Origin of the sequence: Terrimonas ferruginea DSM 30193 (assembly GCF_000425585.1) — a bacterium.
GTDB classification, from domain to species: Bacteria; Bacteroidota; Bacteroidia; order Chitinophagales; family Chitinophagaceae; genus Terrimonas; species Terrimonas ferruginea.
This window is the reverse complement of record NZ_KE384402.1, coordinates 183,983-210,777: the sequence shown is the minus strand read 5'-3', so window position 1 is coordinate 210,777 and position 26,795 is coordinate 183,983. Positions and strand designations below refer to the sequence as shown.

Annotated in this window: 27 protein-coding genes; 15 read left to right on the top strand and 12 right to left on the bottom strand. The window is 47.6% G+C overall.

What is annotated here, in order from left to right; all coding sequences use genetic code 11:
- On the top strand, positions 1-306 hold a 306-nt coding region (locus H608_RS24545; RefSeq protein ID WP_028789270.1), incomplete at its 5' end, for a hypothetical protein.
- 102 nt (positions 307-408) lie between these two features.
- The gene (locus H608_RS0120140; RefSeq protein WP_028789269.1) at positions 409-801 is read left to right on the top strand and encodes an acyl-CoA thioesterase; all 393 of its coding nucleotides are present in this window, start codon (positions 409-411) and stop codon (positions 799-801) included.
- Between the two features lie 109 nt (positions 802-910).
- Here the strand turns inward: H608_RS0120140 and H608_RS0120130 are convergent, their stop codons facing one another.
- The 4 genes from H608_RS0120130 to H608_RS23940 all read right to left on the bottom strand — a co-directional run bounded on the left by H608_RS0120130 (position 911) and on the right by H608_RS23940 (position 3,377).
- Positions 911-1,966 (bottom strand): cytochrome-c peroxidase, encoded by a 1,056-nt coding sequence (locus H608_RS0120130; RefSeq protein WP_028789268.1) that lies wholly within the window; start codon positions 1,964-1,966, stop codon positions 911-913.
- The gene (locus H608_RS0120125) at positions 1,966-2,739 is read right to left on the bottom strand and encodes an MbnP family protein (protein ID WP_028789267.1); all 774 of its coding nucleotides are present in this window, start codon (positions 2,737-2,739) and stop codon (positions 1,966-1,968) included. The genes H608_RS0120130 and H608_RS0120125 overlap by 1 nt, the downstream gene beginning before the upstream one ends.
- A 16-nt stretch (positions 2,740-2,755) precedes the next feature.
- Positions 2,756-2,899 (bottom strand): hypothetical protein, encoded by a 144-nt coding sequence (locus H608_RS24495; protein WP_155990274.1) that lies wholly within the window; start codon positions 2,897-2,899, stop codon positions 2,756-2,758.
- A 73-nt stretch (positions 2,900-2,972) separates the two neighbouring features.
- Positions 2,973-3,377: a hypothetical protein gene (locus H608_RS23940; RefSeq protein WP_051268552.1), complete on the bottom strand. Its 405-nt coding sequence runs from the start codon at positions 3,375-3,377 to the stop codon at positions 2,973-2,975.
- 367 nt (positions 3,378-3,744) lie between these two features.
- Between H608_RS23940 and H608_RS0120110 the strand changes: the two genes are divergently transcribed.
- The 4 genes from H608_RS0120110 to H608_RS0120095 all read left to right on the top strand — a co-directional run bounded on the left by H608_RS0120110 (position 3,745) and on the right by H608_RS0120095 (position 11,199).
- Entirely contained in the window at positions 3,745-4,716 is a 972-nt protein-coding gene (locus H608_RS0120110; RefSeq protein WP_028789266.1) for a GlxA family transcriptional regulator, read from the top strand.
- Positions 4,717-4,968: 252 nt separating this feature from the next.
- On the top strand, positions 4,969-9,960 hold the full coding sequence (locus H608_RS0120105) for a PKD-like domain-containing protein (protein ID WP_028789265.1): 4,992 nt from the start codon (positions 4,969-4,971) through the stop codon (positions 9,958-9,960).
- Between the two features lie 81 nt (positions 9,961-10,041).
- Positions 10,042-10,740: a DUF1028 domain-containing protein gene (locus H608_RS0120100; protein WP_028789264.1), complete on the top strand. Its 699-nt coding sequence runs from the start codon at positions 10,042-10,044 to the stop codon at positions 10,738-10,740.
- A gap of 42 nt (positions 10,741-10,782) precedes the next feature.
- Positions 10,783-11,199, top strand: coding sequence for a VOC family protein (locus H608_RS0120095; RefSeq protein WP_028789263.1), 417 nt, complete (start codon positions 10,783-10,785; stop codon positions 11,197-11,199).
- Here H608_RS0120095 and H608_RS0120090 read toward each other — a convergent pair.
- The 4 genes from H608_RS0120090 to H608_RS0120075 all read right to left on the bottom strand — a co-directional run bounded on the left by H608_RS0120090 (position 11,188) and on the right by H608_RS0120075 (position 15,020).
- On the bottom strand, positions 11,188-11,529 hold the full coding sequence (locus H608_RS0120090; protein ID WP_028789262.1) for a 4-fold beta flower protein: 342 nt from the start codon (positions 11,527-11,529) through the stop codon (positions 11,188-11,190). The two genes, H608_RS0120095 and H608_RS0120090, sit on opposite strands and share 12 nt — an antisense overlap.
- 86 nt (positions 11,530-11,615) lie before the next feature.
- Positions 11,616-14,000, bottom strand: coding sequence for a CocE/NonD family hydrolase (locus H608_RS0120085; protein ID WP_028789261.1), 2,385 nt, complete (start codon positions 13,998-14,000; stop codon positions 11,616-11,618).
- Positions 14,001-14,068: 68 nt separating this feature from the next.
- Entirely contained in the window at positions 14,069-14,395 is a 327-nt protein-coding gene (locus tag H608_RS0120080) for a DMT family transporter (protein WP_028789260.1), read from the bottom strand.
- 61 nt (positions 14,396-14,456) lie between these two features.
- A complete protein-coding gene (locus H608_RS0120075; RefSeq protein WP_028789259.1) occupies positions 14,457-15,020 on the bottom strand; it encodes a Crp/Fnr family transcriptional regulator in 564 nt (187 codons plus the stop codon).
- Positions 15,021-15,066: 46 nt separating this feature from the next.
- Here H608_RS0120075 and H608_RS24855 point away from each other — a divergent pair, with 46 nt between their 5' ends.
- From H608_RS24855 to H608_RS0120060, 3 genes are all read left to right on the top strand, one after another.
- Positions 15,067-15,627, top strand: a complete 561-nt coding sequence (locus tag H608_RS24855; protein WP_028789258.1) for a sugar O-acetyltransferase — start codon at positions 15,067-15,069, stop codon at positions 15,625-15,627.
- An 89-nt stretch (positions 15,628-15,716) separates the two neighbouring features.
- Positions 15,717-17,168 carry a S41 family peptidase gene (locus tag H608_RS0120065; protein WP_038009226.1) on the top strand — a complete coding sequence of 484 codons (1,452 nt, stop codon included), beginning with the start codon at positions 15,717-15,719 and terminating at the stop codon, positions 17,166-17,168.
- A gap of 14 nt (positions 17,169-17,182) precedes the next feature.
- Positions 17,183-17,623: a YqgE/AlgH family protein gene (locus H608_RS0120060; protein WP_028789256.1), complete on the top strand. Its 441-nt coding sequence runs from the start codon at positions 17,183-17,185 to the stop codon at positions 17,621-17,623.
- Here the strand turns inward: H608_RS0120060 and H608_RS23935 are convergent.
- Both H608_RS23935 and H608_RS0120050 read right to left on the bottom strand, forming a co-directional pair.
- Positions 17,615-18,787: a GAF domain-containing protein gene (locus H608_RS23935; RefSeq protein ID WP_051268548.1), complete on the bottom strand. Its 1,173-nt coding sequence runs from the start codon at positions 18,785-18,787 to the stop codon at positions 17,615-17,617. The two genes, H608_RS0120060 and H608_RS23935, sit on opposite strands and share 9 nt — an antisense overlap.
- Positions 18,788-18,913: 126 nt before the next feature.
- Positions 18,914-19,414, bottom strand: a complete 501-nt coding sequence (locus H608_RS0120050; RefSeq protein WP_028789255.1) for an SH3 domain-containing protein — start codon at positions 19,412-19,414, stop codon at positions 18,914-18,916.
- Positions 19,415-19,569: 155 nt separating this feature from the next.
- Here H608_RS0120050 and H608_RS0120045 point away from each other — a divergent pair, with 155 nt between their 5' ends.
- Positions 19,570-20,091 carry a GNAT family N-acetyltransferase gene (locus H608_RS0120045; RefSeq protein ID WP_028789254.1) on the top strand — a complete coding sequence of 174 codons (522 nt, stop codon included), beginning with the start codon at positions 19,570-19,572 and terminating at the stop codon, positions 20,089-20,091.
- 223 nt (positions 20,092-20,314) lie between these two features.
- On the opposite strand, the gene H608_RS0120040 is transcribed toward H608_RS0120045, so the two are convergent.
- A complete protein-coding gene (locus tag H608_RS0120040) occupies positions 20,315-20,947 on the bottom strand; it encodes an NAD(P)H-dependent oxidoreductase (protein ID WP_028789253.1) in 633 nt (210 codons plus the stop codon).
- 100 nt (positions 20,948-21,047) lie between these two features.
- Between H608_RS0120040 and H608_RS0120030 the strand changes: the two genes are divergently transcribed.
- The 3 genes from H608_RS0120030 to H608_RS0120020 all read left to right on the top strand — a co-directional run bounded on the left by H608_RS0120030 (position 21,048) and on the right by H608_RS0120020 (position 23,640).
- On the top strand, positions 21,048-21,401 hold the full coding sequence (locus H608_RS0120030; RefSeq protein WP_028789252.1) for a winged helix-turn-helix transcriptional regulator: 354 nt from the start codon (positions 21,048-21,050) through the stop codon (positions 21,399-21,401).
- 132 nt (positions 21,402-21,533) lie between these two features.
- Complete coding sequence (locus tag H608_RS0120025; protein ID WP_028789251.1) at positions 21,534-22,289, top strand: helix-turn-helix domain-containing protein; 756 nt, start codon at positions 21,534-21,536, stop codon at positions 22,287-22,289.
- A gap of 220 nt (positions 22,290-22,509) precedes the next feature.
- A complete protein-coding gene (locus tag H608_RS0120020) occupies positions 22,510-23,640 on the top strand; it encodes an FAD-dependent oxidoreductase (RefSeq protein ID WP_028789250.1) in 1,131 nt (376 codons plus the stop codon).
- A 164-nt stretch (positions 23,641-23,804) separates the two neighbouring features.
- Here the strand turns inward: H608_RS0120020 and H608_RS0120015 are convergent, their stop codons facing one another.
- Positions 23,805-24,524 (bottom strand): 3-ketoacyl-ACP reductase, encoded by a 720-nt coding sequence (locus H608_RS0120015; RefSeq protein ID WP_028789249.1) that lies wholly within the window; start codon positions 24,522-24,524, stop codon positions 23,805-23,807.
- Between the two features lie 153 nt (positions 24,525-24,677).
- Here H608_RS0120015 and H608_RS0120010 point away from each other — a divergent pair, with 153 nt between their 5' ends.
- Positions 24,678-25,940 carry a putative DNA modification/repair radical SAM protein gene (locus tag H608_RS0120010; protein WP_038009224.1) on the top strand — a complete coding sequence of 421 codons (1,263 nt, stop codon included), beginning with the start codon at positions 24,678-24,680 and terminating at the stop codon, positions 25,938-25,940.
- 4 nt (positions 25,941-25,944) lie between these two features.
- Entirely contained in the window at positions 25,945-26,700 is a 756-nt protein-coding gene (locus tag H608_RS0120005; protein ID WP_028789247.1) for a TIGR03915 family putative DNA repair protein, read from the top strand.
- The last annotated feature ends 95 nt before the right edge of the window (positions 26,701-26,795 follow it).

Genomic DNA, 26,795 nt, shown 5'->3' with positions numbered 1-26,795 from the left:
GATTTTTTTGCCCGCTTGTTCATGATGACCAGTGCGGCGGTACTGGCCTTTCCGGTGGAAGAGCGCTTGAAAAAAGAACAGGCCCAAACCAGCAATAAGCACAAATACAAGGTCAATCGTACTAATACATTAGCCATCGTCAAATATCACTTGCATGTAATGGTGGTCAAAGGAATGGTTGTTCCATGTCTGAAAGCGATCGACAGTATACTGCTGAAAACAAAGGAAATTATCCGGCCAGCAAGACGCTTCCCCCGGAAACACCTCAAAAAAAAACCGCCAAACTCAAACTATAAACACCTCTAAAGCCTTAAGGAAACGACATTGATTGACGATTGACCATCACTCTATTTTTCAAATTAGCCTATTTTCGTTTTGTTTTACAACGGGCTTTATAAAATTTAAAGAATGATACAAGAAAGAGTTATCGCTTCCGAGACAAGATTGTTCAAAGCTGTTTTCCCCAATACCACCAATCATTATGATACTTTATTTGGCGGCACGGCCATGCATTGGATGGATGAAGTGGCGTTTATCACCGCTACCCGCTACAGCCGTCAGCGCATGGTGACCGTGAGCAGCGATCGTATCGACTTCACCCACGCCATTCCCGCCGGTACGATTGTAGAACTGGTCGGCCAGGTTGTTAAAGTTGGCCGTACAAGTTTGCGTGTACGGGTGGATGTGTTTGTTGAACAAATGTATGCCGATCATCGCATCAAGGCCATCAGCGGCGAATTTTCCATGGTGGCGATCGATGAAGAGAAACGTCCTATTCCGGTGGAACATCGAAACGAGTAATGTAAAAAATCATTATGGCCGTTATGTAAAAAATGCTGTGGAACGATCATCGGGGTCATAAAAAAAGCCGGCTGAATCAACTGCCGGCTTTTTGTCTGTCAAGATGGTATCAGGGAGCGGCAAACCGCGGGTTACGTGCAAATGCCGTATCGGTTAAGGTTGCCAGGTATTTTATGATCGCCTGTTTTTCGTTATTGTCCAATGGGATACCAGCCTGCCCGGCCCGTTGTCTCATTTGCGGGTCGAGGGTAGTGGATTCCTTTACGCCATGATCATAGTGATCCAGTACTTCCTGCAATGTTGCAAAGCGACCGTCGTGCATATAAGGTGCTGTGAACAACAGGTTGCGGAGGCTGGCCGTCCTGAATTTACCGAGGTCCGCAGGATTTCTGGTAACACGAAACCGTCCCTGGTAAATACCTTCGGCGTCTTCGTTGGAAAAGTCGGCATCTATACCATTGTTATGATACTTGTTATCCGTAAACAATTCTCCATCGTGGCAACTGGCGCAGCGTTGTTGTACAAGTTGCAGCCCTTGCAGTTCCTGCGCATTCAGCGATGCTTCTTCTCGTCGCCGGTAACGGTCGTAGCGTGAGCCGGCCGAAACCAATGTTCGCTGAAACTGGGCAAGCGCACGTGCAATGTTACCGGTCGATATCTCTCCATCTGAAAACGCTTCTTCAAATCGCCGGACATAATCAGGCACCGCTTTGAGTTCATCGATTAACTGGAACAGGTTTTGGTGCATTTCATCCGGACTTGTCAGTGGCGCAAAGGCTTGCGATTCGAGGTTGGTAGAACCACCATCCCAGAAAAAACCATTGCTGTTCCAGGCCATGTTGAATAGTGCCGGTGCATTACGGTGAAGTGGTAACCCGGATGCTCCGATCTGGCTGAGGGCAACGCCGTCTGTAAATGCCAGATCAGGATGATGACAACTGGCGCACGAAAGTTGATTGAGTCCGGACAATCTTTTGTCGTAAAACAGCCGTCTTCCGAGTTCAATGCCTTCCTGTGTCAGCGGGTTGTCAATGTTTGCCGCTGGAGTCGGAAAGAAAGCCGGGACCTCCTGTGGCACAGGTACCGGTCCACGGCTTGTATCTGTTTTACGACAAGCAGCGAAACAAGCTGGCAGCAGTAATAATATAATGAGTTGTCTTTTCATTATTTAACAAGCTGCACGCTGAATGCGCCGGCATAGTTATCGGCCAGTGTTGTCATGATCGAAGCCTGCGCTGCGCCGACATTCGGGTTAGTGATCAGGTCGATGTTCTGCAATACTTTGGCGATATCAAGACCAAAGATCAGGTTGGTAGATTTCGCCGAGTTGATTTTTACCGCCTCGGGGAAGTTCAATGTAACGGTTTTGTAATTGGTATTAAGGCCGGTTTCCGCTTTGAAGTTTTTAGTACTCACTCCGTCACTTACGGTTCCCTGCAGCGTAGAGAAGATATAGCTGGTATGCCACATCCACGATACGTTGGTCATGCCGCTTAATTGCGATAGCTCGCCAGCCTGGAGGCTCAGGTTGTCGTTGTGCCGGGCATCTACACCGATAGAAAATTTAATCGCTTTGTAATCGGCTTGCGGAATGTTTTTAACGACAACATTTTCCCGCTTGCTGGCCGGATAGGTGTAGGCACCATCCTGTACCGTAACGGCATTGGTTTCTTCGAGCAGAAAATAAGAATTAGGAACGCTTACTTCTGTGCCATTGGCCTGTACAAGAGCAACATTGCTTACCCAGTACCGGAGGTTTTTAAAATTATAAGTTCTTGCACCGATGGTGATGTTCTGGTTGAGCACGAAATCGTTGTTGTTGACTTTCGCATCAAACTGAACGGTAGCTTCTCCGTCGTGTTCGGTTACGATCGTTTCTTTTTTGCAGGAGGTAAAGGCCACGGCGATGATGGCCGCGAGTATGAAATATTTTTTCATGATTATTTATGTATTATTAAAACAACTCCTTCCACAGGAGTGAAATGTTGTTGCGCTGCAGCAAGATCAGCATGGCCCATATCAGCACGATGATTATGCTGAGGGCAATACGTAATCTTCTGACCTGCGCAGGTTTATACCAATAGTAATTGCGCGTCATAAAACGGGATTGTAGATAATAGAATCCCTGCCGGGCAGGTGTATGTCCGGACAGTAAAGGGTTGTGCCGTCAATCAACAATCAGGAGGGTGAAAAAGCGAGCGGGGCTGGTCAACAGGAGTGCCTGTGGTGAAGGGGAAATAAATAGTCTTGTCCGGTGTGGATAGTGCAGGTGGGCATTGTGCAAAAGAACTGCTGTTTGATCCGGTCTCCGCTTTGACAACCTTCATTTCAGGTGCCTTTTGTTGTTCTTTCTGTTCTTGCTCGCGGATGCGTTTCATCAACAGGCATTTGCCATCGCAATGTAATTGCGGGCGTGATTTGTTTTCGCACTGTTTCAGGTATTCGGCCTTGTCTACCATGTAGTCGAGGTAGAGGAGTCCCTGGTTAAAGGTTTGCGCCAGGAAAATAATTGCGAGTATGGCAGTAAGAATACGCTGCACGCGGCAAAAGTAAAACAAAGATGTTATATCAGGCATATAGCATGGTGAAATATAAAAAATACATATCACCTTTTCGGGGGATTGCCCTGCGCGGTCACCATCCATATTTTTGATGGAAAGTCCGAAGGAGATTCATTCCTGAACACATCCTGTTAAGGCTTTGTTTTGCGTTTATTTGTCCGACTGCCGGTAGCCATTGGTGCCGGCAGTTTTTTTTTGCCGGATAGGTGAATCGTGAATCGTCAACCGTGAATCGTCAATTATCCGGAAGGCCTTACACCTTATACCTAAGGCCGAAGGATCGGCCCTAAAACCTTACGCCTTAGCCCGAAGTGTCGGGCCTTACGCCTTACACCTTAAACCTTATGCCTTAAACTTAATACCTTGCATACAAAACCTGATCATGAAACACCTGACCATCCTTGTGCCGGCAGGAGAAAATAATCTCAGCAGTATTGTGGGCGCCTATAAGATTTTCAGCCGGGCAAATCAATATCGGCAGAAACGTGGACAACAGGCCGTGTTTAAAATCGACCTGGCAGGTCTTGCAGCGGAAGTGGATTTCTACGGAGGATTGTTTTCTGTTAAGCCCAATACAGCTATATCAACGATAGCACAGACCAACCTCATCATTATACCTTCATTGAATCATAATTATCATCAGTCCGTGAAAGACAATGGCGAAATGATAACATGGATCCGGGAGCAATACACGAATGGGGCTGAGGTGGCGAGTATCTGCACCGGCGCATTCCTGCTGGCCTCATCCGGTTTACTGAATGGGAAACTGTGTTCAACGCATTGGTCCGCGGCAGATGATTTCCGTTCATTGTTCCCGGAGGTCGAGTTGCAGGCCGACCGGTTGATTACGGATGAACATGGTATCTATACCAATGGCGGCGCTTATTCATTTCTCAACCTGATGATTTACCTCGTTGAGAAATATTATGACCGGGAAACGGCCATCTTTTGTGCAAAGGTTTTCCAGATCGATATCGACCGGCAGTCGCAATCGGCGTTCACCATCTTTACAGGACAGAAGCATCATGATGATGACGTGGTCAGACAGGCGCAGCAATACATAGAAGAAAATGTGCAGGAGAAGATCAGTGCGGAAGACCTGTCGCAGCAATTTGCGGTGAGCCGCCGCAACTTCGACCGCCGGTTTGTAAAAGCTACAGGTAATACACCGATCGAATATGCGCAACGCGTAAAAATAGAATCGGCCAAGCGCACTTTTGAAAGCACGCGCAAAACGATCAACGAGGTGATGTATGAAGTAGGTTATTCGGATATAAAGGCATTCAGGGAGGTCTTCCGGAAAATCACGGGTATGTCGCCGCTCGCTTATAAGGAAAGGTATAGTAAGGTGTGAGGAGTAAGGCGTAAGGCATAAGGCATAAGGCCCGATACTTCGGGCTAAGGTATAAGGTGTAAGATTATAGGGCCGACCCTTCGGCCTTAGGTAATAGGTGAACAACGGCTGCTGTTTTATTCACTATTCACCATTGACCATTGCCAATTCCCAGAAATTTGTACATTGCACTCACTTCCCGTCGTTTTATAGCTTAAATCAGTTCTGCTTCCAAAGAATGCGGACAGGCAAAGCTTTAAATAGACCTAATCAATGCCTTTTACCGAAACAAGAAAACTGTCTGCACTCTACCGTGCCACTGCTGCTTATCAACCTCCTGTAACTTCTCCGGCATCTGCTACCGGAGCGCCAACTGCCTTATCCATGAGAAAGTATTTCCTGCCCCTGATCCTGGTATTTGTTTTTTCTGTCGTTACGCGTGCGCAAGTGGTGGTTACTGCCACAGCAGGCACCCCCGGACCTACAAATTATACCACGTTGGGTGGCGCATTTGCAGCCGTCAATGCAGGTACACACCGGGGAGCGATCAACATCCGCATCAATGCCAATACTACTGAAGCGGCAACCGTGGTTCTGAATGCCAGTGGGAGCGGGGCCGCCGTTTATACTTCCGTGGATATCCGTCCTGCCGCAGGCACCAATCCGGTGGTGAGCGGTAATATCAGCAGTGGTCCGGTCGTTCGGTTAAATGGCTCCAATAACGTAACCATCGACGGGTCCAATAACAATACGACCAGCCGCAACCTGAGTATTGTTAATACCAGCACCTCATCCTCCAACGTATTACAGATTGGTTCTGTAGGTACAACAGCCATCAATAATGTAACCGTACGGAATACAATTTTGACGAACGGTGCCAACAACTCCACCGCAGTTCTGGCAGGGGACGGGGCCGTACCCGGTAATCCCGGCTACTTTTCCAATCTCACCTTGCGGAACAATGACATTCGCCGTGCTTATATCGGCATCTATTTATATGCTACCGTAAGTGCGCTCAATAACAATACAGTTGTAGAAGATAATATTCTGGATAATTCAGGAGCGGATGCCATCCGCCTGGTGGGTATTTACGGGCAGGGCGTGAACGGGTTCACTGTTCGCAACAACCAGATCGGAAATTTTGAAACAGCCAGTCCTGAATTCGACCGGGCCATCTGGCTGGCAACAGCTACCATTAATGCAACGATTTCGGGGAATAATATACATGACCTTGCCTATACCGGTACCTCCTCCTATGCGCCGATTGGTATCAACGTTTCACCGGGCGTGGTGAATGCAAATGTCCGCGTAACCAGGAATACCGTCTCGGGTTTGCGTTCAAACGGCACTGGCACAACGATGGGCCTGTTTTTTTACAGTGCTGCCTCCGGCATCACGATAGACGCCAACCAGTTCAGCAACATTAAAAATAACAATACCTCCGGCTATGGGAGCGCAGGGATGGTGTTGGCAGCAACCAATAATACCGCCAATACAAATCTGCGCAACAATTTCCTGTGGGACATTGCCGGTTATGGTTATAACGGTTACGCATCAGGCGACAACGGCAACGGAGTCGTGATCGATGGCGGCGGCGGTTACAATATCGATTTCAATACTATTCATCTCAACACCAATCAGACCCTTACCGGCGGACACAAAGCATCCTGCTTATTGATAACGGCCAACGTTACCGCAGCTAATGCCGTCAATGTCCGCAACAACATTTTTGCCAACTCCCAGACAGTCGGTAATGCCAACAGCCGTCTTTGTCTTTCCAACCTGGCTACCAGCGGTACCGGTGTATTTGGTGCCATTAATTATAACAACTATTATTCAACCAGCACCAATCTCACCAGTGCCGGTACCAACGCCAGCATCACCAATAGCCTGGCACAGGTTCAGACTTATACCGGTAGTGAAGGTAATGGCAGAAACATTCAGCCGGTTTTCGTCGGGCCTGATGATTTGCATCTCGATCCGGGTGCCAATGCCGCGCTGAACAATCTTGGTTCGCCGTTAGCTGGTATTACGGTCGATATCGATGGCGATGCCAGAAGTGCTGCCACACCCGACATGGGCGCAGATGAGTTCACGCCCTGCAACCCCATTACCATCACTACACAACCTGTCAACGCCGCCATCTGCGCAGGACGTGATACAATGTTCCGCGTTGTAGCTACAGGGGTTGCTACTTATCAGTGGCAGGTAGATAATGGCTCCGGTTTTGTGAATATTACTAATAACGCGATTTACGGGGGCGCCGCTACTGCAACACTTACACTGACCAATCCGCCCGCTTCTTATTCCGGATACACGTACCGCTGCAGAATGCAGAACGGCACACCCGGTTGCCCGTTTGTTTACACACAAACGCGCACACTTACTGTTAATCCGAATCCTGTAGCCGTGATCACGCCGGCATCTTCCACTACATTTTGCCAGGGCAGTTCGGTCGTATTAGATGCACAGACCGGAACATTTACTTACGAATGGCTTTCCGGTAATACACCCGTTGTGCCGGCGAATGCTACATCTTCTTATACGGCCTCTACTGCCGGCAATTATTCGGTTGTACTGGTTAATAGTGCTACCACCTGCCGCGATACATCCGCCGCAGTTACCGTGACCGTAAATCCTTTGATCACTTCTACCGCAACAGTAACAATCTGCGGTGATCAATTGCCCTATTCCTGGAATAGTCAATCGATCACCGCAGGTGGCAATGCAGTCGCCACGTTTACCACCCCTTCAATGGTTACGGGCTGCGATAGCACCGTTACGCTTAACTTAACCGTTAATCCTTTGCCCGCGGCGGATGATGATATGACTATTTGCGCGAACCAACTGCCTTACACCTGGAACGGTCAAACGATCACCGCGGGCGGTAATGCCGTGGCAACTTTCGTTACCCCATCGCTGCTTACCGGTTGTGATAGTACCACTACGCTGAACCTTACCGTTAACCCGGCGATCACGGCAACAGAAAACCTGACGATATGCAGCAGCCAATTACCCTATACCTGGAATGGACAAACCATCACTGCTGCAGGTAATGCCGTGGCAACATTCACGATGCCTTCCGTTGTCACCGGTTGCGACAGCACTACTACATTGAACCTTGCCTTATACCCCGATGCGATTGCAATGGTCACGCCAACTACCGATGCTGTCTGTAGTGGAGCCACCACCGCTTTTGCACTTTCATCTTCAACACCCGGTACAACTTTTACCTGGACCGTTACGCCAGCCAATGTCAGCGGTGCCTCTGCCGGCAGTGGAGTTACTATCGCTCAGGCATTGACGGCAAACACAGCAACACCTGGCACAGTTGTTTATACCATTACTCCCGAAGCCAATGGCTGTGCCGGTCCACAGGCAACGGCTACCATCACCGTAAATCCATTGCCCAATACTACGGTGACTCCGGCAAATGATGTGCTCTGTTCGGGCGGCTCAACAGCGTTCGTCTTATCATCAGATGTGAGCGGCGCTACTTACAACTGGACCGTTGCCGGAACCAATGTTTCAGGTGCCAGTGCAGGAAATGGCAATGCCATCACTCAAACATTAACGGCAACCTCCGGCACACAGGGAACGGCGGTGTATACGGTAACCGCAACGGCCAATGGCTGTCCCGGCCCTTCGGTCACTGCCGCTGCAGCAGTTAATCCAAGACCGGTAGCTACGGCTTCACCTGTAAACGAAACGATTTGTTCCGGCGCTGCAACAGGCATTAGTCTTTCAGGCGATGTCGTTGGCACCACTTTCAGTTGGACGGTAGTGCAAAACGGTGTAAGCGGCGCTACCGGCGGATCAGGAAACCAGATTGCCCAGCTCATCAATACAACCGGATCCACACAGGGAACGGCTGTGTATACGATCACGCCTTCCGCGAATGGTTGTGACGGCACACCGGTTAATGTTATCATCACCGTTAATCCATTGCCCGTTGGCACCATAACCCCGGGCTCTCAGGCAATTTGTTCCGGAGGCTCCACGTCCCTTACACTAAATGCAGACCAGCCGGCCACCACCTTCACCTGGACAGTCACCGCTCCGGGCGTAACGGGCGCAATCGCTGGCAATGGCAATACCATTGCACAGACATTATCCGTAGCTGCTCCAACAGCCTCTACAGCTACTTATACCATCGTACCTGCGGCCGCTACTTGTCCCGGTGCACCGGTGCAGGTTGTTGTAACCGTGAATCCACTGCCCAATGCAATGGCAACGCCTTCTGCTGAAACAATCTGCTCGGGCAATACAACCGGCATCGCACTTAGTGCTGACGTAACAGGCACAACCTATACCTGGACAGTGACCCAATCAGGTGTAAGTGGCGCAACGCCTGCGTCGGGAAATACCATTGCACAGAATCTTACAGCTACTACCACTACAATGGGGACGGCAACCTATACCATTACACCTTCCGCCAATTCCTGTCCGGGTGCGTCCATCACGGCTATTACAACCGTAAAACCGGCTCCCCATGCAACGGTAACACCCAATGGTGAGGCAATCTGTTCCGGTGAAACAACCTCGCTTGCGCTGGGATCGGACCTGGCGGGAACAACGTTCAGTTGGACCGTAACATCCAATGGCGCTACGGGAGCTACTGCCGGTACAGGCAACAGTATTGCACAGACACTGACTGCAGGTAATGGCGGCGGTATCGCAGATTACCATATTACACCGGTAGCAGATGGTTGCCCGGGTGCTGTTGTGAATACCACAGTAGTGGTCAATGCCTTGCCGAATATCTTTATTACAAAAACAAATGACCTTGACTGTAACTATAGCGATACAAGACTTACAGCCAGCGGTGCCGTAAAGTATACATGGTCTCCCGCAACCGGATTAAATAATCCAAACATTGCGAGTCCGGTTGCGGCGCCGCAACAGAATACGACCTATACCGTTACCGGGGAGGATGCCAATGGTTGTGTTAATACGGCAGCTGTGTTGGTTGAGATCACTACGGACAGGCAAGGTCCCAATCTGGTGGCCAATGGTTTTACACCGAACAACGATGGCGTCAATGATTGCTTTGGTATCAAATACTGGGGTGTGATCAGCAAAATGGAAATGACGGTTTATAATCGCGGTGGGCAGCGCGTATTTTACAGTACACAACCCACCGCCTGCTGGGATGGACGATTCCAGGGACAACCACAGCCCGCCGGCGTATACGTTTATTACATCCGTGCCACCACTCAATGTGGCGTGATTGAAAGAAAAGGAACGGTGACATTGATCAGGTAAATAGTTTCACTGTTGAGGAAAACCATCAGCGGTGTAAAAAATGGTGCAGGAAAAAGGTGTACCTTTTCCTAAAGCGATCGCATGCGATTATTGGCGCTGATAATTTTCCTTTTTATTGTAAAGCCGGCATCGGCTACCTGGTCAATTATTGTAGCAGATGCGAAGACCGGCAGGATTGGCATGGCAGCGGCTTCCTGCACGCCATCGGTGTATGGCATAGGAGCGATCGTTCCCGGAAAAGGCGCCATCATCGTACAGGCTTACAGCAATGACGACGCGCGTGAAAAAGGTGCAGCGATGATAAAGGCGGGTGCTACGGCCGAACAGATATTGACCGAACTCGGCAAAGCTTTCTACGAACCATACAATCAACAATACGGTATTATCTGTCTCAATGATGCCGTTCACCCCTTGTCTTATACAGGCGACTCAACTTACCCCAATAAAGCTTCCCTGACGGCACCGGGAATTACGGTGCAGGGAAATGTAATGGCCCATCCCGGTGAAGCACAGCAAATCTTACAAGCCGCGATCGATGCGCGTAACAAAGGGTTGCCATTGGAAGAAATACTGATGCTGGCAATGGAAGCAGGCGCAAAGGCCGGTGGTGACTGGCGTTGCTGCGAAACACAGGCGCACAGTGCATTTCTTACGGTAATGAATCCTGCCGACGATCCCGGTAAACCCTTTCTCAATCTCATAGTCGATCAGATCGATGACAATACCAATGCGATCGTATTGTTGCGGGAAAAAATGAATAGCTGGAAAAAACAGCAGTAGGCTTCGGCTACCTTTGCACACACTGATTTAAAATCATTTGACATGTATCAACGGCTGGCTCATATTGCGCTTGTTGTACGCGAGTACGATGAAGCGATCGATTTTTATGTAAACAAATTAGGGTTCACCTTACTGGAAGACACAAAGCTGACGGAGGAGAAACGTTGGGTAATGGTGGCACCAGCGGGTGCAAAAGAATGTTGCCTGTTGCTGGCGCGTGCGGCCAATGAAGAACAACGTAAAGCCATCGGCAACCAGACAGGCGGTCGTGTATTCCTGTTCTTATTTACCGATAATTTTCAACGCGACTATGAGCGCTACCTAAGCGAAGGTGTTGAATTTGTAAGGCAGCCGGAAGACCAGCCGCACGGCAGGGTGGCCGTATTCGCAGATTTGTACGGAAATCTCTGGGACCTGATAGCGCCTGCAGCAGAAAAGAATCAGGGCTTATTGAAGTAATTGTGTCACCGGGGTGGAAGCCCAGTCTGCTTTAGGCTGTATCCAGGGGCATTGATGATCCCGGATCGTCTGTATCACTTCCCATGCCTGCATCCTTATGGCGTTTTCATCAAAATGGTCTTTGGCCGGCTGTGAGCCGATCTCTGCCACGATCTGTCCGTCTACTGTATAAAAAGTCTGGTCAAATAGTTTGCCCGCTACTTTGCCGGATTTGCTGAATACACAATGCCCCAGCACTACACCGGTTACATCGAAATTATCGGGTAACAAAATAATGTTGTTGTGAAGATATCCTATCGCTTCGCCGGATTGATCAATCAATGGATTCATGCTGCAAATTGACTGAAAACTATTCATTTTGCTTTGTTACGAAATTGTTAAGCCGGCGGGCGGAAATCTATAAATGTGAAAGGTGTCTACCTCGCATTTCTGTATGGAATTAATATCCTGCTTGGATACCTGGTTCCCGTATGAATAGTGGCTTCGATAATGCGCGGTTGGGCAGTCGTTTCCCGGCTTACCACACCACCAAAGCCGTAATTCTTTTCAAAGTTGGGGGAATTGACACTTTCAAATACCAGCCGCAATTTATTCCCTTTGGGTATTTTTTTAATATACAAAAACACGTCGTCGAACCGGTGTTGTGCTACTTGCCCGGAATGCAGCAGTTGTGGCTTTTCTCCGCCATTCCTGTAGCGGCTGCGCAAGGCCGTGTTTACAAGATTGTAGCTCCTGCCATCGGGCGTGATCTCGAAAATTGTCACGCCAAAATCTGCATCCGGTACGTTGAGCGACAAATAAAGATCCGTGATCATTTTTCCCGTTACAATAATGTCTTTCGTCATCGGCTGGCTTTCAAAAACCATGTTGTAAGGCGACGTCATGTACAACGAATCATCAAAGGGACGGGGCATGGCAAATAAAAATGCTGAATCCAATACCTCGGCGATATCGTGTTTGTATAGAATGGATGAAGAAGCTGGCGGCTTCTGCGTAAGAGATAATAATTTGTCACGTCTTGTTTGTTTGACCGGTTGCGACGAAAGATAAAGTGACAGGGTATCCGTAGCGAGTTTGTCAAAAGAGCGGGCCGTTTCCCATTTTTTTGTGCCGGTAACAAAATAGTTTACCTGCTCTTTCAGGAAGGCTGGTTTTTGTTTGCCTTTCAATACCCAGTCGTACCACCAGATCACGTATTTATAGATCGGGATCTGGGCTTCTTTTTCGATGTCGAGCCCGGATTGCACGGGGCCTGGCTGCCATTGTGCGCCGCCATGGTCATAAGGGCCAATCAATACGTAGTGATTGGATTTTCCTTTTGGCGATGCATAACGCATGTGCTGGTTGTAATAATACAAAGCGCCCACCTGGTCCGCATCATAATAACCGGTGATGGTCAGCACCGGCATGTCGAGACTGCTGTAATCTTTTTTATCAGGTAAAATGGAAGTCCAGTAGCTGTCAAAATCCGGGTGGCTGATCCATTTCTGGAAAAAAGCATTGGTGCCTCCTGCAACGGAATCGAGCTTGTTGAAGGGTAAACGGTTTTTATAGAGTTGATAACTGACCCGGTTCCAGAATTCGTAGTCAGCGAATACCGCATTGTTGAGGTCGCGGCCGCTGACAAGTGTGGCCCATTGAAGAATATAACTGTAAAACTGGTTGGCGAAACGCGGGAAGTCCACGCCGAAACCTACGGCAACCATGGGGTTGATAGCTTTCAAAGCCGGGTGCCGGTATTCTTTGCGAATAGCCTGCCATTGTGTAAACCCAAGATAGGAGCCGCCGGTGGTTGCTACCTGGCCATTGCACCAGGGTTGTTTGCTTACCCAATCGATGATGTCATAAAAATCGCGTGCGTCATTTTCGTAAGGGAAAAAATCACCTTCACTCTTGCGGCGGCCGCGGTTGTCTACATATACATATATATAACCGTTGGTGGCAAATACATTGCCGCGCGTGGCTTCGTTCCCACTCGGATAAGGACTGAGCGAAATTACCGCCGGTACTTTATCCTTACTCGCTATATTTCGATAGATAAAAGCATTGAGATGAATGCTGTCGCGCATTGGGATCATGACGGTTTCTTCCTTCACCGTTTCGGGGTAAAGCGCATAGAAAAGGGATTCGATATCGGATTGATAATACTGCCGGATATAATAGCGGAAATAATAATCAATCAGTGCGGTGGCAGCACCGAAATTCAGTTTTCCGCCGGCTTGTGAAATGGATTGATTGACGATGTTCTCGATCTCTTTGCGGTTGACATCGGTTGATGCTTTGGTGAAATTCCCTTTTTGTGCATTGATAATATCTCCGCTGAAGGAAGGATCCAGCCGGTTGATCGCCTGTTCAAGTTGCTGTCTGAACCGGGAGGCAAAAGCCTTTCCATGATCATCCGCTTGAAGACTGGCGGCTGCCAGGTAAGCTTCGTGCACAAAACCAAAAGGTATCCGGTAGTTGGCGAAAGGTTTCAATTGCCGGCTGCGTTTGATCTGAAGTAGCCCGGTTGAATAATCGCCGGCAAAAATGGCCGGCGTTACCTCATTGCTGGCAAAGGAAAACAGTTCGGAAGAATCGATTGTATAATTTTTCTCAGCCTCCCGGAGATAAAGCATCACGAGGCGGGAGATTTGTCCCACCTCCCTGTAGGTGGCATCGGCGTTGTTAAGATTAAAACTATCAGAAAGGGTATAACTGAACTTGTCGAAATAGTCGGCGGGGAGAACGGGTTTGGTTTGAGCCGATGCGGTATAGGCGCGTAACAACAGGAGCAGCAGGACTGCGGAAAAAGGTTTCATGTTAATGGTTTCCTGAATTTACGGAAAGAAGCGACCATTTTCAAATATCGTATTGGCTATTTCGCGCTTCAATGCGAAATAGCTTTCAATCCAACAATCGACCCTACCAGCGTCGTGAGGAAGAAGAGCCGCCAGGCGCTGGCCGGTTCTTTAAATAATAATATACCCACCAGCACGGTGCCAATGGCGCCGATGCCTGTCCATACTGCGTAGGCGGTACCGATTGGTAAGGTTTGGGTGGCTTTGATCAGCAAGGCCATGCTGATGATCAGTGACACCAGGAAACCTCCGTACCATCCGTACATCGCGGGGCCCGTGGCTTCCCTTGCCTTGCCGAGACAGGAGGCAAACAATACTTCAAAAAGGCCTGCAATAACCAATAAAATCCAGCTCATGATTTTTTTGGAGCAAAGCTGCCGATCCGGTCGCAAATAAAATTTTACTTATGATAAAAAACTAACGCAATTCTGCCCGGATGCGGCTGAGGCTCACCTGCGTAATGCCGAGATAGGAGGCAATATGCCCCAATTGCACGCGCCGGATAAGATCGGGATGATCGTTGAGCAGGTCTTTGTAACGTTCGGTGGCGGTGCGCACCTGGCGGCAGATCAACCGTTCTTCGGTGCGGATCAATTCTTTTTCAGCCAGCCTGCGCCCCCAGTTGGCGATGTGGATGTCCTGCTCGAACAGTTGGCGCAGCTCGCGGGTAGGAAGCACGTAGAGCTCGGAATCCTCGAGCAATTCCACGTTTTCATAACCTTTTTCATTTGCCACATAACTTTTCATGGACAAAACGGGATCGCCTTCTTTGCCAAACCAGAAAGTAATATCGGCATCGTCTGTGGGCGAATAGGCCCGCGCAATGCCTTTTTTTATAAAATAAATGACCGATTCGATCTTGTCGGCTTGCAGCAAAATATGTCCTTTGGGGAAATGCTGTTCGGTTATGTGTTCTTTGAGTTGGTCCAAAGAAGCGGTTGGGAGGGGAGAGGGTTGTTGAAGGATCTGATCGATGGACATACCGGGAATGTTGAACAAAATTAATCATCTTGGCTAACTTTGGACCATGCTCTCCGAAAAACAAAAAGCCGCTGCCGGCCAGCTATACGATGCCAATTACGACCAGGAACTGATCAACGAACGGATCGTTTGCAAAGACCTGTGTTTTGACTACAACTCATTGCGCCCCTCCGATACGGAAGCGCGTACGGCTTTGCTGAAAAAGTTGTTGGGCAAAACCGGCAACTCGTTTTTGATCGAACAGCCCTTCTATTGCGATTATGGCTATAACATAGAGATTGGTGAAAATTTTTATGCCAATGTCAATTGCACCGTCCTCGATGGTGCGAAAGTTACATTTGGAGATAATGTGTTCATTGCCCCGGATTGTGGCTTTTATACCGCCGGTCATCCGCTGGATGCGGAGCAGCGCAACAAAGGATTGGAGTATGCTTATCCCATCACCATCGGCAATAATGTGTGGATCGGTGCGCATTGCAGCATATTGCCCGGCGTTACCATCGGCGATAATACCGTAATCGGCGCGGGCAGTGTGGTGACAAAAGACATTCCGGCGAACGTGGTAGCCGTCGGTAATCCCTGCCGCGTGCTCAAAGAGATTAAGTGATCCAATTAATGTCGTGTTGTATAAATTATGATTTGGTTGTAACATATTTGCAGCTTCGTCGTTGAACAGGATCAATCAATACAAGCTGTATGTCGTTCTTCAAGATCCTGTCGGTATGTTTCTTCTCTATGGTTTCTCTTTTCGCTTCAGCACAGTCGTGCAACTGCGAAAGCAATTTTGAATGGGTTAAAAAAACGTTCGAACAAAATGACGCAGGTTTTCAGTATGTGATCGACCAGAAAGGCCGGCCTGCCTATGAAGCCCATAATGCCACGACTCTCACAAAGATTAAAACTGTTAAGTCAGAGACGGAATGTACGGAGTTGCTGTATAGCTGGATGCGCTTTTTCCGTAAAGGACATATTGGTATCGAACGGTTGAAAAGTGAGTCGGCAGTTGGCGTAGCTGGTCCCGATAGCCTTGTTATGGCCAATCATGAGCGATTGAAGTTGACAAACAAAAAATTTGAACAGCAACTCGCCGCTGCCAGCGAAGGAACGCCCGAAGGGATATGGGAGTCGAACCCCTATAAGGTGGGCATTATAAAAACCGGTGATCATTACAGCGGTTATATTATCGAAGCGCCTGGAACACCCTGGAAGAAAAATCAATTGAAACTTAAAATTTATCCTGCGGGCGATGGTTACAAAGCGGATTTCTGGATGCGCAACTTTTCTCCGATGACTGGCCAGCCGGTAAAAGTGATTGGGAAAAACTATCTGGGCCTGGCAAATATTCTTCACTTGAAAAGAGTGACGCCGGCGTACCAGGACGAACAGGAGATCAGAGACTATCTTGAATTTATATCCGCAGAAGAACCTTACTTTAAATTGTTATCAGGCGGTACCGCTTACCTGCGCATCCCCAGTTTTGATTATAACAACAAGAAAAAGATCGATAGCGTAATCAATGCCAATCGCAAGGCTATTTTATCCACCAGAGACCTGATCATTGATGTTCGTAACAATGGTGGAGGGGCCGACGCTTCCTTTAGTCAGATACTTCCTTTTTTATATACCAATCCGGTACGCACGGTCGGTGTGCAAATGCTCGCAAGTGAATTAAATACGCAGGCCATACTTGCCTACGCCCGCGATACAAATTTTGCCAAAGAAACACGCGACTGGTTGATGACCCGGTATGAAAAAATGAGCAAATCTCCGGGTGAGTTTGTACAGGTAGCCGACAGTATTGTTACGATTAAAAAACGTGACACGGTCTTTCCTTATCCCGCCAATGTGGCCATTGTTATCAACGAAGCAAATGCCAGTACCACCGAACAGTTTCTGCTGGCGGCCAAACAAAGCCGGAAAGTGAAGCTGTACGGCACTACTACATTCGGTGCGCTCGACATCTCCAATATGAATGGTATAACATCACCCTGCGGAGATTTTAAACTGTGGTATTGTATGTCTAAAAGTTATCGCATCCCGGACATGACCATCGATAGCAAAGGGTTGCAACCGGATTATTATATTGATAAAACGATTCCTGAACAGGACTGGATAAAGTATGTACTGGATATGAATAAAAGCAGATAGGTTACCTTTGAAAAATGAAAGCACCTTTCTTTCTTAAAAGTACCAGAGAACTGAATGGTACCTTCTTTGAAAATGCCATCCTTCTTATTACGGAAACCAACGACAAAGGCGCAACCGGCTTTGTGATAAACATGTTATTTCCGCGCAAGCTGAACGACCTCGCTGAGTTCAGCCACGCGCAACCTTTTCCACTTAACGAAGGCGGTCCGGTAGACCGTGAACATTTGTTTATCCTGCATCAGCGCCCCGATCTGATAGCAGGTGGCGAACCTGTCGGCGAAGGTCTCTATCTGGGTGGAGACATGAATACGATCATCGAAGCGATCAATAATAACACGCTCACAACAGCGGATATCCGCCTCTTCATCGGTTATTGTGGTTGGGATAACGATGAATTGCAAAACGAAATCAGCGAAGGAAGCTGGGAAATCAGTTCCGGGGAAAAATTATTCTAAATCTCCGGCGACCTGAAGTTCCAGCGGAAGTTTGATGGCCACTTCAAAGCCGCCTCCATCTTCTTCGTAAAACGTAGCCTCCACTGTTCCATTCAGAATATTTGCCCGGTTGGAGATATTGGCTTCGTGTAAATGAATTTCGTGCGAGTCTTTCTCTTTTGGGTTGACGTAATCAATAATAATATTTGTTGCTTCCCCTGTCTGGATTTTGAGTACAATAGATTCGGGATGCAAAACTTTTGCGAGGCACAAAGCATCCTGGATGATCCGGAATACCATTAATCCGTATTCACCGTTGAGCTGTAATTGCTGGTCCAGCTGGTATTCGATGGGCATTGTTTCCTGCACATCGCATTCGTCGAGTAGTTTGGCGATATGCGCCGCATAGTTATCGTTCAGGAATGTGGTAGGAATGAGGTCTTTTGAAAGCCGCTTGACAGAGTTGATCAGGTTATTGAGTTCGAAAATGCTGTAATCCAGGAATTCGCTGGACACCTGCTCCACGTTCTTAACGTGATTGATGTACAGCTTCACCGCAGCGGAGGTCTGCGCGATCTCTTCGTGCAACTGGTATGCAGTATTGAATTGATTTTTTTCAGTGGTTTTAATATTGAGCTGCGCAATTTGCTGTTCGGCCTGTAACAACAATTGTGTTACTTCCAATATCTGCCGGTTCTTTAACCGCAGCTCCAGCAGGCGGCTGATTTGACGGGCTACCCGTTGCAATGCCACCACCTGCTGACCGGTTAGTTTCCTCGGGACCTTGTCAATGGCGCAAACGCTGCCAAGCGCGTAACCATTGGGACTGACGATGGGAGCGCCCGCATAAAAAGCCACTTTCAATCCGCCGGTCACATCCGGGTTGTCAAAAAAACGTTCGTCTTTGGAAGCGTCTTCTACAAGCAATATTTCTTTTTCCAGGATGGCATGCCCGCAAAAAGAATCACCACGATTGCCTTCGGGGAAATCGATATTTTTTGTGGCTTTGAACCACTGCCGGTCTTTGTCGATGAAAGTAATACTCGCCATCGGACAGTTGCAGATATCGGACACGAGATGAACGAGATCTTCGTAATCCTCTTCCTGTTGCGAGTCGAGAATATTGAACGAATAGAGATCTTTTAAACGCTGTTGTTCATTGTAGGGAATCGGAGCCTTCTTCATATTAGGATATTATCAAAACTGACTTAAGTAAAACTATGAAAAAGACAAGGAATAAAAAGTTCTGCCGCTCCCTAAAATGCGGTATTAAGGGTTAGTTATAGCCACCAGAAATTATGAAACGGTAATTCAACGGATATATTTGCTTAAAACGTAACCTGTTTTGTTGCTGCTGATCACGCGTACCTTCCACCATGCACCGCGCTGACTGAGTTTTACCAATTTTGCTCCTTTACGGAGCTTTTCCACGATGCCGAAATTTTCGCCCGGACCCGAACGCAGGTTGACTTCAGCAATAGCTTCGAATTGCGCAGGCGCGTTTATGGCTGACTCATCATTGTTAGCGGTTTTGGGACGGAGCTTGTTACCAGTTTGACCGGAGGATGGGCTGTTCTTAGTCTTCGTACGGGGTTTCTTCGGTTCTTCCGGTTCTGCAACAGTGGCGCACACGCCGCAGGTACCGCCGGAGCCGCAATGGGCGCAGCGGCTGCAGTTTTTGCAGGCAGTACAATAAGCGGAGCCTGTACACCGGCCTTCATCTTTGGGCGAAGTGCAGCAACTGGCGATGTCCTGTGAAAAACATAAGTTGGCGGAGAAAAGAAAAACAAGAATAAGGAGCGACTTTTTCATAATTGAGGGTTGTATAAGGTTGTAATTGTAAACCTACGGTAAAGCATTAACACGCGCCGCCGCGGCGGGGAGGGGATTTTTCCCGTTTCTTTATCATTTGTTAAATGGCCGCGCGGGAAAATATTTTACCTTGTCACCAAACAGTTTTTTCGGCAATGCAATCCATTCATCTCAGTCCGGCCTCTGCGCAACATATCAACGAACTCCGATCTATCGCCCGGGAAACTTTTTACGAGACGTTTGCAGGCGACAATACCGAAGCAGACATGCAGCAATACCTGGATGAAAAATTTAATCTTTCCGTGTTGCAATCAGAACTCGACAACCCGGACTCTTTCTTTTTTATTGCCTGGGAAAATGAAACGGCCATCGGCTACATGAAGCTAAATACGGGTGCCGCACAAACCGAATTGCAGGAAACAACTTCGCTGGAGATCGAACGTATCTATGTTAAAAATGCCTATCACGGAAAGAGAATCGGGCAGTTACTGTATGATAAAGCTTTTGAAGTAGCGAAGGAAAAGAATAAAACCAGTCTCTGGCTTGGGGTATGGGAAGAGAATCACAAGGCCATCCGTTTTTATGAAAAAAATGGGTTTATACCTTTTGATAAACATGTATTCCGCCTTGGCGGGGATGAGCAGATGGATGTGATGATGCGGAAAGGTATTAAGTAGTAAGTAGTAAGTATTAAGTAGTAAGTATTAAGTAATAGGTATATGGAAATGATGCTTTGCGGCTTTGCGTGAACCCGGGCTTTTTTCATGCAAACCATATACCCTGGTTCGTGTATTCACGAACCAGCCAGTAATTAAGATGCTCAACCGAGCATAGTACGAATCATAAGTCATGAAATCGTTGCCGGTACAACGAAAAAGCGCACCGGCAACGATCAGGGGATTAAGCTATCTCTGTAATAAATTGTTCTTTCGGTGTGCGTACCTTCTTGAGGTTCACCAGCCAGTCTCCATCGTCGGCGCGATAGCCGAGTGGAAGGATCACCACACTTTTCAATCCTAATTTGTCGAGACCCAGAATTGCGTCCATTTGTGCAGGTTCAAAACCTTCCATGGGGGTAGCGTCTACCTTTTGTTCTGCTGCAGCGGCGATCGCCAATCCGAAAGAAATATAGGCCTGGCGTGCAGAATGGCTTTTATGCCAATCTTCTCCCAGCGGTTCGTACATGCCCCAAAGCAGTTGTTTGTAATCGTTCATGGCATCATCGGGCAGGCCGCGTTCTTTGATCGTATAATTAAATACATCGTTGATACGCTCGTATGAATAGCCATCCCACGCGGCCCATACCAACAGATGCGAGCAATCGGTGATCTGACTTTGATTAAAAGAGAAAACCTTGATCTTGTCCAGCAACTCTTTGTTGCTGATCACAAAAAGGCGGTAAGGCTGGAGGCCGGAGGACGAGGGCGCCAGGCGCGCGGCTTCCAGTATGTAATTGAGTTTGTCGGCGGGAACGGGCTGGCCGTTCATTTTTTTGGTGGCATAGCGCCATTGTAGATCGTCTAGTAAAGCCATGGAGTTATTTTTTAATGAAAGACAAAATTAGCCCGGCTTTGTATACTTTTGTAACAAGGTAATCAAAAGTAATGGTTACCTTCAGGTAACCAGGTAACATATGGCAGACAAAAAACATTCCCACGAAGACTGTAAAAAAAACATACTGGCAGTGCACGATGCCATGGATGTGCTCAATGGCAAATGGACGATATCCATTATTGCCGTACTCTGTTTTCACCAGCAGCGGCGCTTCTCCGATATCCTTGCGGATGTAAAAGGTATTTCCAATCGTATGTTGAGTAAAGAGTTAAAGGAAATGGAAATGCACAAGCTGGTAAAACGCACTGTGCAGGATACACAGCCCATAACTGTCTTATATGAATTAACAGAATACGGCCGCAAGCTGCAATCGGTTATCAATAATCTTTCCGATTGGGGGCATGAACACCGGAAGAAAGTAATGGGGAAGTAAGGCGTGAGGGATAAGGGGTAAGGTGTAAGGCATAAGGTATAAGGTAATCTTGGCGGCTCTGCTTCTTATGCGCCTTTGCGTGAAGCCCGCGGCTTTTCAAGCGATGTTTTAGCTATTGTAATCGTTTTCTGAATGATGAACGACATCACATACCAACTTGTAAAACCTGACGCGTTCCTGGCCGACTATGTCGAAAGTTTCTGGTTATTGCAAAACAAATCGACCACAGCGAAGGAAGTTGTGATCCTGCCCGATGGTCGCATCGACCTGTTTTTTTCCAGGTCGGCGTTGGAACCTTTTCATGCAAGCCTGTTAGGCATAAGCACACATCCTGAGCAGGTGGAGATTGCACCCGGAACGATCATGTTTGCCATCAGCTTCAAACCTTTGGGAGCAGAGTTATTGCTTGGCCCGCAGGTGGCCGGTATCCTCAATAGCGGGAAACGAATGCCGGACGGATTTTGGGAATTGGCGGAAAAAGATCTGCAAGACTTTAAAGAGTTTTGTGAGAAAGCCTCTTCAGCAATAAAGCAACGATTACCGGAAAAAACAGATGAACGGAAAAAGAAATTGTTTGAACTGATACATACATCCAACGGATCTGTCACTATAAAGGAATTATCGGATAAATTATGCTGGACCAGTCGTCAGCTCAACAGGTATTTTTCGCCGCAGTTTGGCTTGCCTTTGAAAGCGTACTGTAACATCATCCGTTTCCGGGCGTCCTTTCATCACATCAAAGAGGGAAAGTTGTATCCGCAGCAGGACTTTGCGGATCAGTCGCATTTTATCAAAGAAGTAAAAAAGTTATCGGGTGCACTGCCGAAGGAATTGAATAAAAATAAAAACGGAAAGTTTATACAGCTGGCTTTGCTAAATCAAAAGTAAAAATTCAAAAGTCAGGAAAAAAGTGGCTGTGGTAACCTGAGCACCAGGTTCATGCAAAGAAGCAAAGCACTACTGAATACCTAATACTTAATACTTAATACTTAATACTTACTACTTAATACTTAATACCTAATACTTATTACTTGCGACGCAAAAACGTCCGAAAAGTACAATTCCCCGCCACGCCCCGTTGATAATTTTGTACCGTAAATAAAACGGTATGATAAACGATAAAAAGATAGCCATCATCGGTGGCGGTCCTGGTGGATTGGTGCTCGCAAGATTGCTGCAATTGGAGGGTGCGGACATAAAAGTCTACGAGCGCGACAACCACAAAGAAGCAAGATCGCAGGGAGCAACGCTGGACCTGCACGAAGAGTCGGGGCTCGAAGCATTGCGCCGCGCGGGTTTGCTGGAAGCATTCTATAACTATCACCGGCCGGATGCGGGCAAGCTGCGTGTGATGGATGAAGACATGCATATTTTGTACGAAGAGCATACCGGCGAAAAGGGAGCTGCTGAAGATCGCCCTGAAATTGATCGCGCGGATTTGCGCATGATCTTACTCGATTCATTAAAGGCCGGAACCATAATATGGGAAAGTCAGTTTGTATCCATGAGCCCGCAGGGCGAAGGCTGGCAACTGCAATTCAAAAATGGTACAGCCGCATACGCCGATATAGTGATAGCGGCAGACGGCGCCAATTCCAAAATCCGTTCATATATCACTGATATAAAACCTGTCTATTCCGGCATCACGATCATTGAAGGCAATATCTATCATGCTTCGCAAAATGCGCCGAAACTTTGGGAGCTGGTGAAAGGAGGGAAGGTGTTTGCCTTAGGGAAAAGTCAATCGCTTATACTGAGTGCCAAAGGAGATGGATGTTTATCGTTTTATACCGGCTGCAACGTAGAGGAAAACTGGGCGCAAAACGCAGGCATCGACTTCACGAAAAAGCAACAGGTACACGACTGGTTTAAAAAAGCCTTCGGCGAATGGCATGAAGAATGGCAGGAATTATTTGCCGGGGAAAAAATATGGTTTGTCGCCCGCCCGCAATATCATTGTCCGCCCGACCAGGAATGGAAATCCCTCCCCAACTTAACCATGCTCGGAGACGCGGCGCATCGCATGCCACCCTATGCGGGCGAAGGCGTAAACATGGCGATGCAGGATGCGTATGAGTTGGCAGAAGCGCTGACTTCAGGTGAAGGCATTGCAGCTTATGAAAAAAAGATGCTTTCACGCGCATCAGAGGTGACCGCAATGACGTTGGAATCAACGGAGCGATTGCATAGCGAGGGCGCGGTGGATTGGTTGTTAGGAATGTTTGCGGGGGAAGAATAAAATTAGTTAAACAAAAAGCCGCAGAAAATACCGCGGCTTTTGTTCAAACAGGTTGATATCTTATACCCGCTCCACCAGGTGCAAAAATTGCGCCTTTGCTCCTTGTGCGCCTTTGCGTGCGATCTGGTTCGGACTTAAAGGCTTTCCAATCGCACTCAAATTTATCAGGGATTGCTGCTGAAAATCGAAGCATTCGCAATCAGCGCCCTTCTTTCGAACTTCAGGATATCAACAATTAACTGTGCGAAGTCTTCGGGTTGTAAAACTTTATCCGGGTTGCCATCGGTGATTTTTAAATCCGTTATCGTCATATCCGTAGCAATCGTGCTGGGCGTGAGGGTAACGACGCGGATATTCTCTTTCCGCATTTCCAGCATCAATGATTCGGAGAAACGCATAACAGCGGCTTTAGAAGCGCTGTAGGCAGAGTAATTTGCGCTGCCTTTCAAACCCGCTGTTGACGCAACATTGATGATATCACCACCGCCGTTCGCTTTCAGCAAAGGGATAACAGCTTTCGCTACATAATAAACGCCTAAAACGTTTACCTGGATAATTTCTTCCCATTTGGCCGTCGGCATTTCTTCCACCGACCCTAAACCGGCAATTCCCGCGTTGTTAATCAATATATCTATCTTCGGAAATTGCTTCGCAATCTTTTCGATGCCTGCGTTCACTGCCTCCTGGTTGGCTACATCAAATGCTGCATAAGTGACATTGACACCTAACGCTTTTAATTCAGTAGCGGTTTCTTCCAGTTTTTTGGTATCCCTGCCGGTGATCGCGATGTTGACGCCTTCTTTGGCCAATGCAATAGCAGTGGCTTTACCCAGGCTGCGGCTGCCGCCGGTGATAAGAGCCGTTTTACCTTTTAGATATGTCATGTTTTTATTTTAAAGAATTATAATCGCCGTTGTTGGTATCCTACCAACAACACAAAAAACACGATCTGGTTCAGGTATTTTCCTTAACTAATGTATTTAGGATTTTATTTACTAAATAAGTTAGTATATTTGATTTTGAAAAAGGAGCCGGTTATGTTATTGAGTGAGCGGGTGATGGAGAAGCTGGAGATATTGGCAGATGCTGCCAAATATGATGTTTCCTGTGCCTCGGGGCAGAGTAAACGGGAAAACAAAAACAAAGGCATCGGCAATTCATCAGGATTTGGGATTTGCCATGCCTATACGGAAGATGGCCGTTGTGTGTCATTGCTGAAGATCCTGCTCACCAATCATTGCATTTTTGATTGCGCTTATTGCGTAAGCCGGAAAAGCAACGATATCAAAAGAGCGGCCTTTACGGTAGAAGAGGTGGTCGACATTACCATTAGTTTCTACCGCCGGAATTATATTGAAGGACTTTTTCTTAGTTCGGGTATTTTCAGCAATCCTGATTATACGATGGAGCGGCTCGTCAGGATAGCTAAAAAGCTGCGCAAGGAAGAAAATTTCAACGGGTATATTCATTTGAAGGCCATCCCCGGCGCGAGCGATGAATTAATCAGGGAAGCGGGCTTGTATGCGGACAGGCTAAGTGTGAATGTGGAAATGCCGACGGAGCAAAGTTTGAAATTGCTGGCACCGGATAAAAATCACCAGGATGTTATCCGACCGATGACATTTTTGAAAGAAGAAATTGCCGGCCGTAAAGAGGAGAAAAAGATCATTAAGAAAGCACCGCTTTTTGCGCCGGCAGGGCAGAGCACGCAAATGGTGATCGGTGCTACAAAGGAAACCGATCTCGAAATCCTGGCGATGACGGATTATTTCTATGGCAAGATGAATCTTCGTCGTGTTTGTTACTCCGGCTATGTGCCGATCAGTACGGATAACCGTTTACCTGCATTGGGTACGCCGGTTCCGATCATTCGTGAAAATCGTCTGTATCAGGCAGACTGGCTATTACGGTTTTATGGATTCAAAGTAAATGAACTGGTCGGCTGGGATCAGCCTGATCTTGATCTCGACATCGATCCCAAACTGGCCTGGGCATTGCGCAACCCGGAGCAATTTCCGGTAGATATCAATACGGCCGATCTGGAAATGATCAAACGCATACCGGGAGTAGGCGTGAAGAGTGCGCAAAGAATTGTGCAGTCGCGCAGGTACAGACGACTGAAGCCCGAACATCTGCAAACAATGGGTATCGCTTATAATCGCGCGAAATACTTCCTGGCATTCAGCACCCCGTTTTCGCTGCACAAAGATCTTACGCAGGAGCAGATCAAACAGCAGATACTGAAACTGCAGCAAAGTAAATATGAAAAGAATTTCTCTTCGCAAATAACCCTGTTCTGATCCTATGATTACACTCGCCTGTGACGGAACCTTCGAAGGCTGGCTGACTGCTTTATTCGATATATACGAATACCGGTTTACGGACGTGGAATTTTCCAGCGAAGGCGTGTCGGCCAATATGTTTTCCACGACCAGGCAGGTGACTACCGATCTGTTGAAAGCGGAACGGGTAAAAAAAGGATTGAAACAAAGATTATCACAGCAGGGATATCAGCAGCTATACCACACCTTTTTCTCGGAAATAGAAAATGCAGAACAACAGATGTGGTTGTTTGCACAATATGTATTTGCCAGCAAAATAAACGTGGAAGGCGACCAGCGAAATCCGGTCGTATGGAATATCCTGAAGGCAGCGCAAATGGTCCGCCGCGAATCGCACCGGATGAAGGCATTTGTGCGTTTTCAGCTCACCAAAGATCAAATCTATTACGCTGTGGTGGAGCCTGACTGTGACGTGCTGACGTTGATCGCTAAACATTTCAGTGATCGCTATGCCGACCAGCGCTGGCTGATCTATGATGATAAAAGGAAATACGGCATCTATTATGATCTGAATTCAGTTTCCGTGGTGGAAATGACCTTCAACGAATTATCCGGCGGCGTTGAAATATGGGATGATAAGGAGTTATTTTTTCAGCAACTATGGCAGCGTTATTTCGGTAGCGTGAATATCAAGGCCCGGAAAAACATGAAATTGCACTTGCAGCACATGCCGAAAAGGTATTGGCGGCATTTGACAGAGAAAAAAACAGGGCTTTAATACTTCCGGTTCATGTTCTCGCGAACCAGCGAACTGTGTAATGCGGCCGGTTGAGGCATCTCGTTTAAATATCTGACTTTAAGTGATTAACTTAA

Excerpts from the sequence above, each read along its gene's own strand:
- H608_RS0120060 (WP_028789256.1), top strand. The coding sequence starts at position 17,183 with ATGAAAGCACCTTTCTTTCTTAAAAGTACCAGAGAACTGAATGGTACC.
- H608_RS24495 (WP_155990274.1), bottom strand. The coding sequence starts at position 2,899 with ATGACGCGCAATTACTATTGGTATAAACCTGCGCAGGTCAGAAGATTA.
- H608_RS0120130 (WP_028789268.1), bottom strand. The coding sequence starts at position 1,966 with ATGAAAAGACAACTCATTATATTATTACTGCTGCCAGCTTGTTTCGCT.
- H608_RS0120140 (WP_028789269.1), top strand. The coding sequence starts at position 409 with ATGATACAAGAAAGAGTTATCGCTTCCGAGACAAGATTGTTCAAAGCT.
- H608_RS0120005 (WP_028789247.1), top strand. The coding sequence starts at position 25,945 with ATGATTACACTCGCCTGTGACGGAACCTTCGAAGGCTGGCTGACTGCT.
- H608_RS24855 (WP_028789258.1), top strand. The coding sequence starts at position 15,067 with ATGCTCTCCGAAAAACAAAAAGCCGCTGCCGGCCAGCTATACGATGCC.
- H608_RS0120105 (WP_028789265.1), top strand. The coding sequence starts at position 4,969 with ATGCCTTTTACCGAAACAAGAAAACTGTCTGCACTCTACCGTGCCACT.
- H608_RS0120125 (WP_028789267.1), bottom strand. The coding sequence starts at position 2,739 with ATGAAAAAATATTTCATACTCGCGGCCATCATCGCCGTGGCCTTTACC.
- H608_RS0120025 (WP_028789251.1), top strand. The coding sequence starts at position 21,534 with ATGATGAACGACATCACATACCAACTTGTAAAACCTGACGCGTTCCTG.
- H608_RS0120085 (WP_028789261.1), bottom strand. The coding sequence starts at position 14,000 with ATGAAACCTTTTTCCGCAGTCCTGCTGCTCCTGTTGTTACGCGCCTAT.
- H608_RS0120080 (WP_028789260.1), bottom strand. The coding sequence starts at position 14,395 with ATGAGCTGGATTTTATTGGTTATTGCAGGCCTTTTTGAAGTATTGTTT.
- H608_RS0120020 (WP_028789250.1), top strand. The coding sequence starts at position 22,510 with ATGATAAACGATAAAAAGATAGCCATCATCGGTGGCGGTCCTGGTGGA.
- H608_RS0120065 (WP_038009226.1), top strand. The coding sequence starts at position 15,717 with ATGTCGTTCTTCAAGATCCTGTCGGTATGTTTCTTCTCTATGGTTTCT.
- H608_RS23935 (WP_051268548.1), bottom strand. The coding sequence starts at position 18,787 with ATGAAGAAGGCTCCGATTCCCTACAATGAACAACAGCGTTTAAAAGAT.
- H608_RS0120075 (WP_028789259.1), bottom strand. The coding sequence starts at position 15,020 with ATGTCCATCGATCAGATCCTTCAACAACCCTCTCCCCTCCCAACCGCT.
- H608_RS0120015 (WP_028789249.1), bottom strand. The coding sequence starts at position 24,524 with ATGACATATCTAAAAGGTAAAACGGCTCTTATCACCGGCGGCAGCCGC.
- H608_RS23940 (WP_051268552.1), bottom strand. The coding sequence starts at position 3,377 with ATGCCTGATATAACATCTTTGTTTTACTTTTGCCGCGTGCAGCGTATT.
- H608_RS0120100 (WP_028789264.1), top strand. The coding sequence starts at position 10,042 with ATGCGATTATTGGCGCTGATAATTTTCCTTTTTATTGTAAAGCCGGCA.
- H608_RS0120045 (WP_028789254.1), top strand. The coding sequence starts at position 19,570 with ATGCAATCCATTCATCTCAGTCCGGCCTCTGCGCAACATATCAACGAA.
- H608_RS0120095 (WP_028789263.1), top strand. The coding sequence starts at position 10,783 with ATGTATCAACGGCTGGCTCATATTGCGCTTGTTGTACGCGAGTACGAT.
- H608_RS0120010 (WP_038009224.1), top strand. The coding sequence starts at position 24,678 with ATGTTATTGAGTGAGCGGGTGATGGAGAAGCTGGAGATATTGGCAGAT.
- H608_RS0120090 (WP_028789262.1), bottom strand. The coding sequence starts at position 11,529 with ATGAATCCATTGATTGATCAATCCGGCGAAGCGATAGGATATCTTCAC.
- H608_RS0120030 (WP_028789252.1), top strand. The coding sequence starts at position 21,048 with ATGGCAGACAAAAAACATTCCCACGAAGACTGTAAAAAAAACATACTG.
- H608_RS0120040 (WP_028789253.1), bottom strand. The coding sequence starts at position 20,947 with ATGGCTTTACTAGACGATCTACAATGGCGCTATGCCACCAAAAAAATG.
- H608_RS0120050 (WP_028789255.1), bottom strand. The coding sequence starts at position 19,414 with ATGAAAAAGTCGCTCCTTATTCTTGTTTTTCTTTTCTCCGCCAACTTA.
- H608_RS0120110 (WP_028789266.1), top strand. The coding sequence starts at position 3,745 with ATGAAACACCTGACCATCCTTGTGCCGGCAGGAGAAAATAATCTCAGC.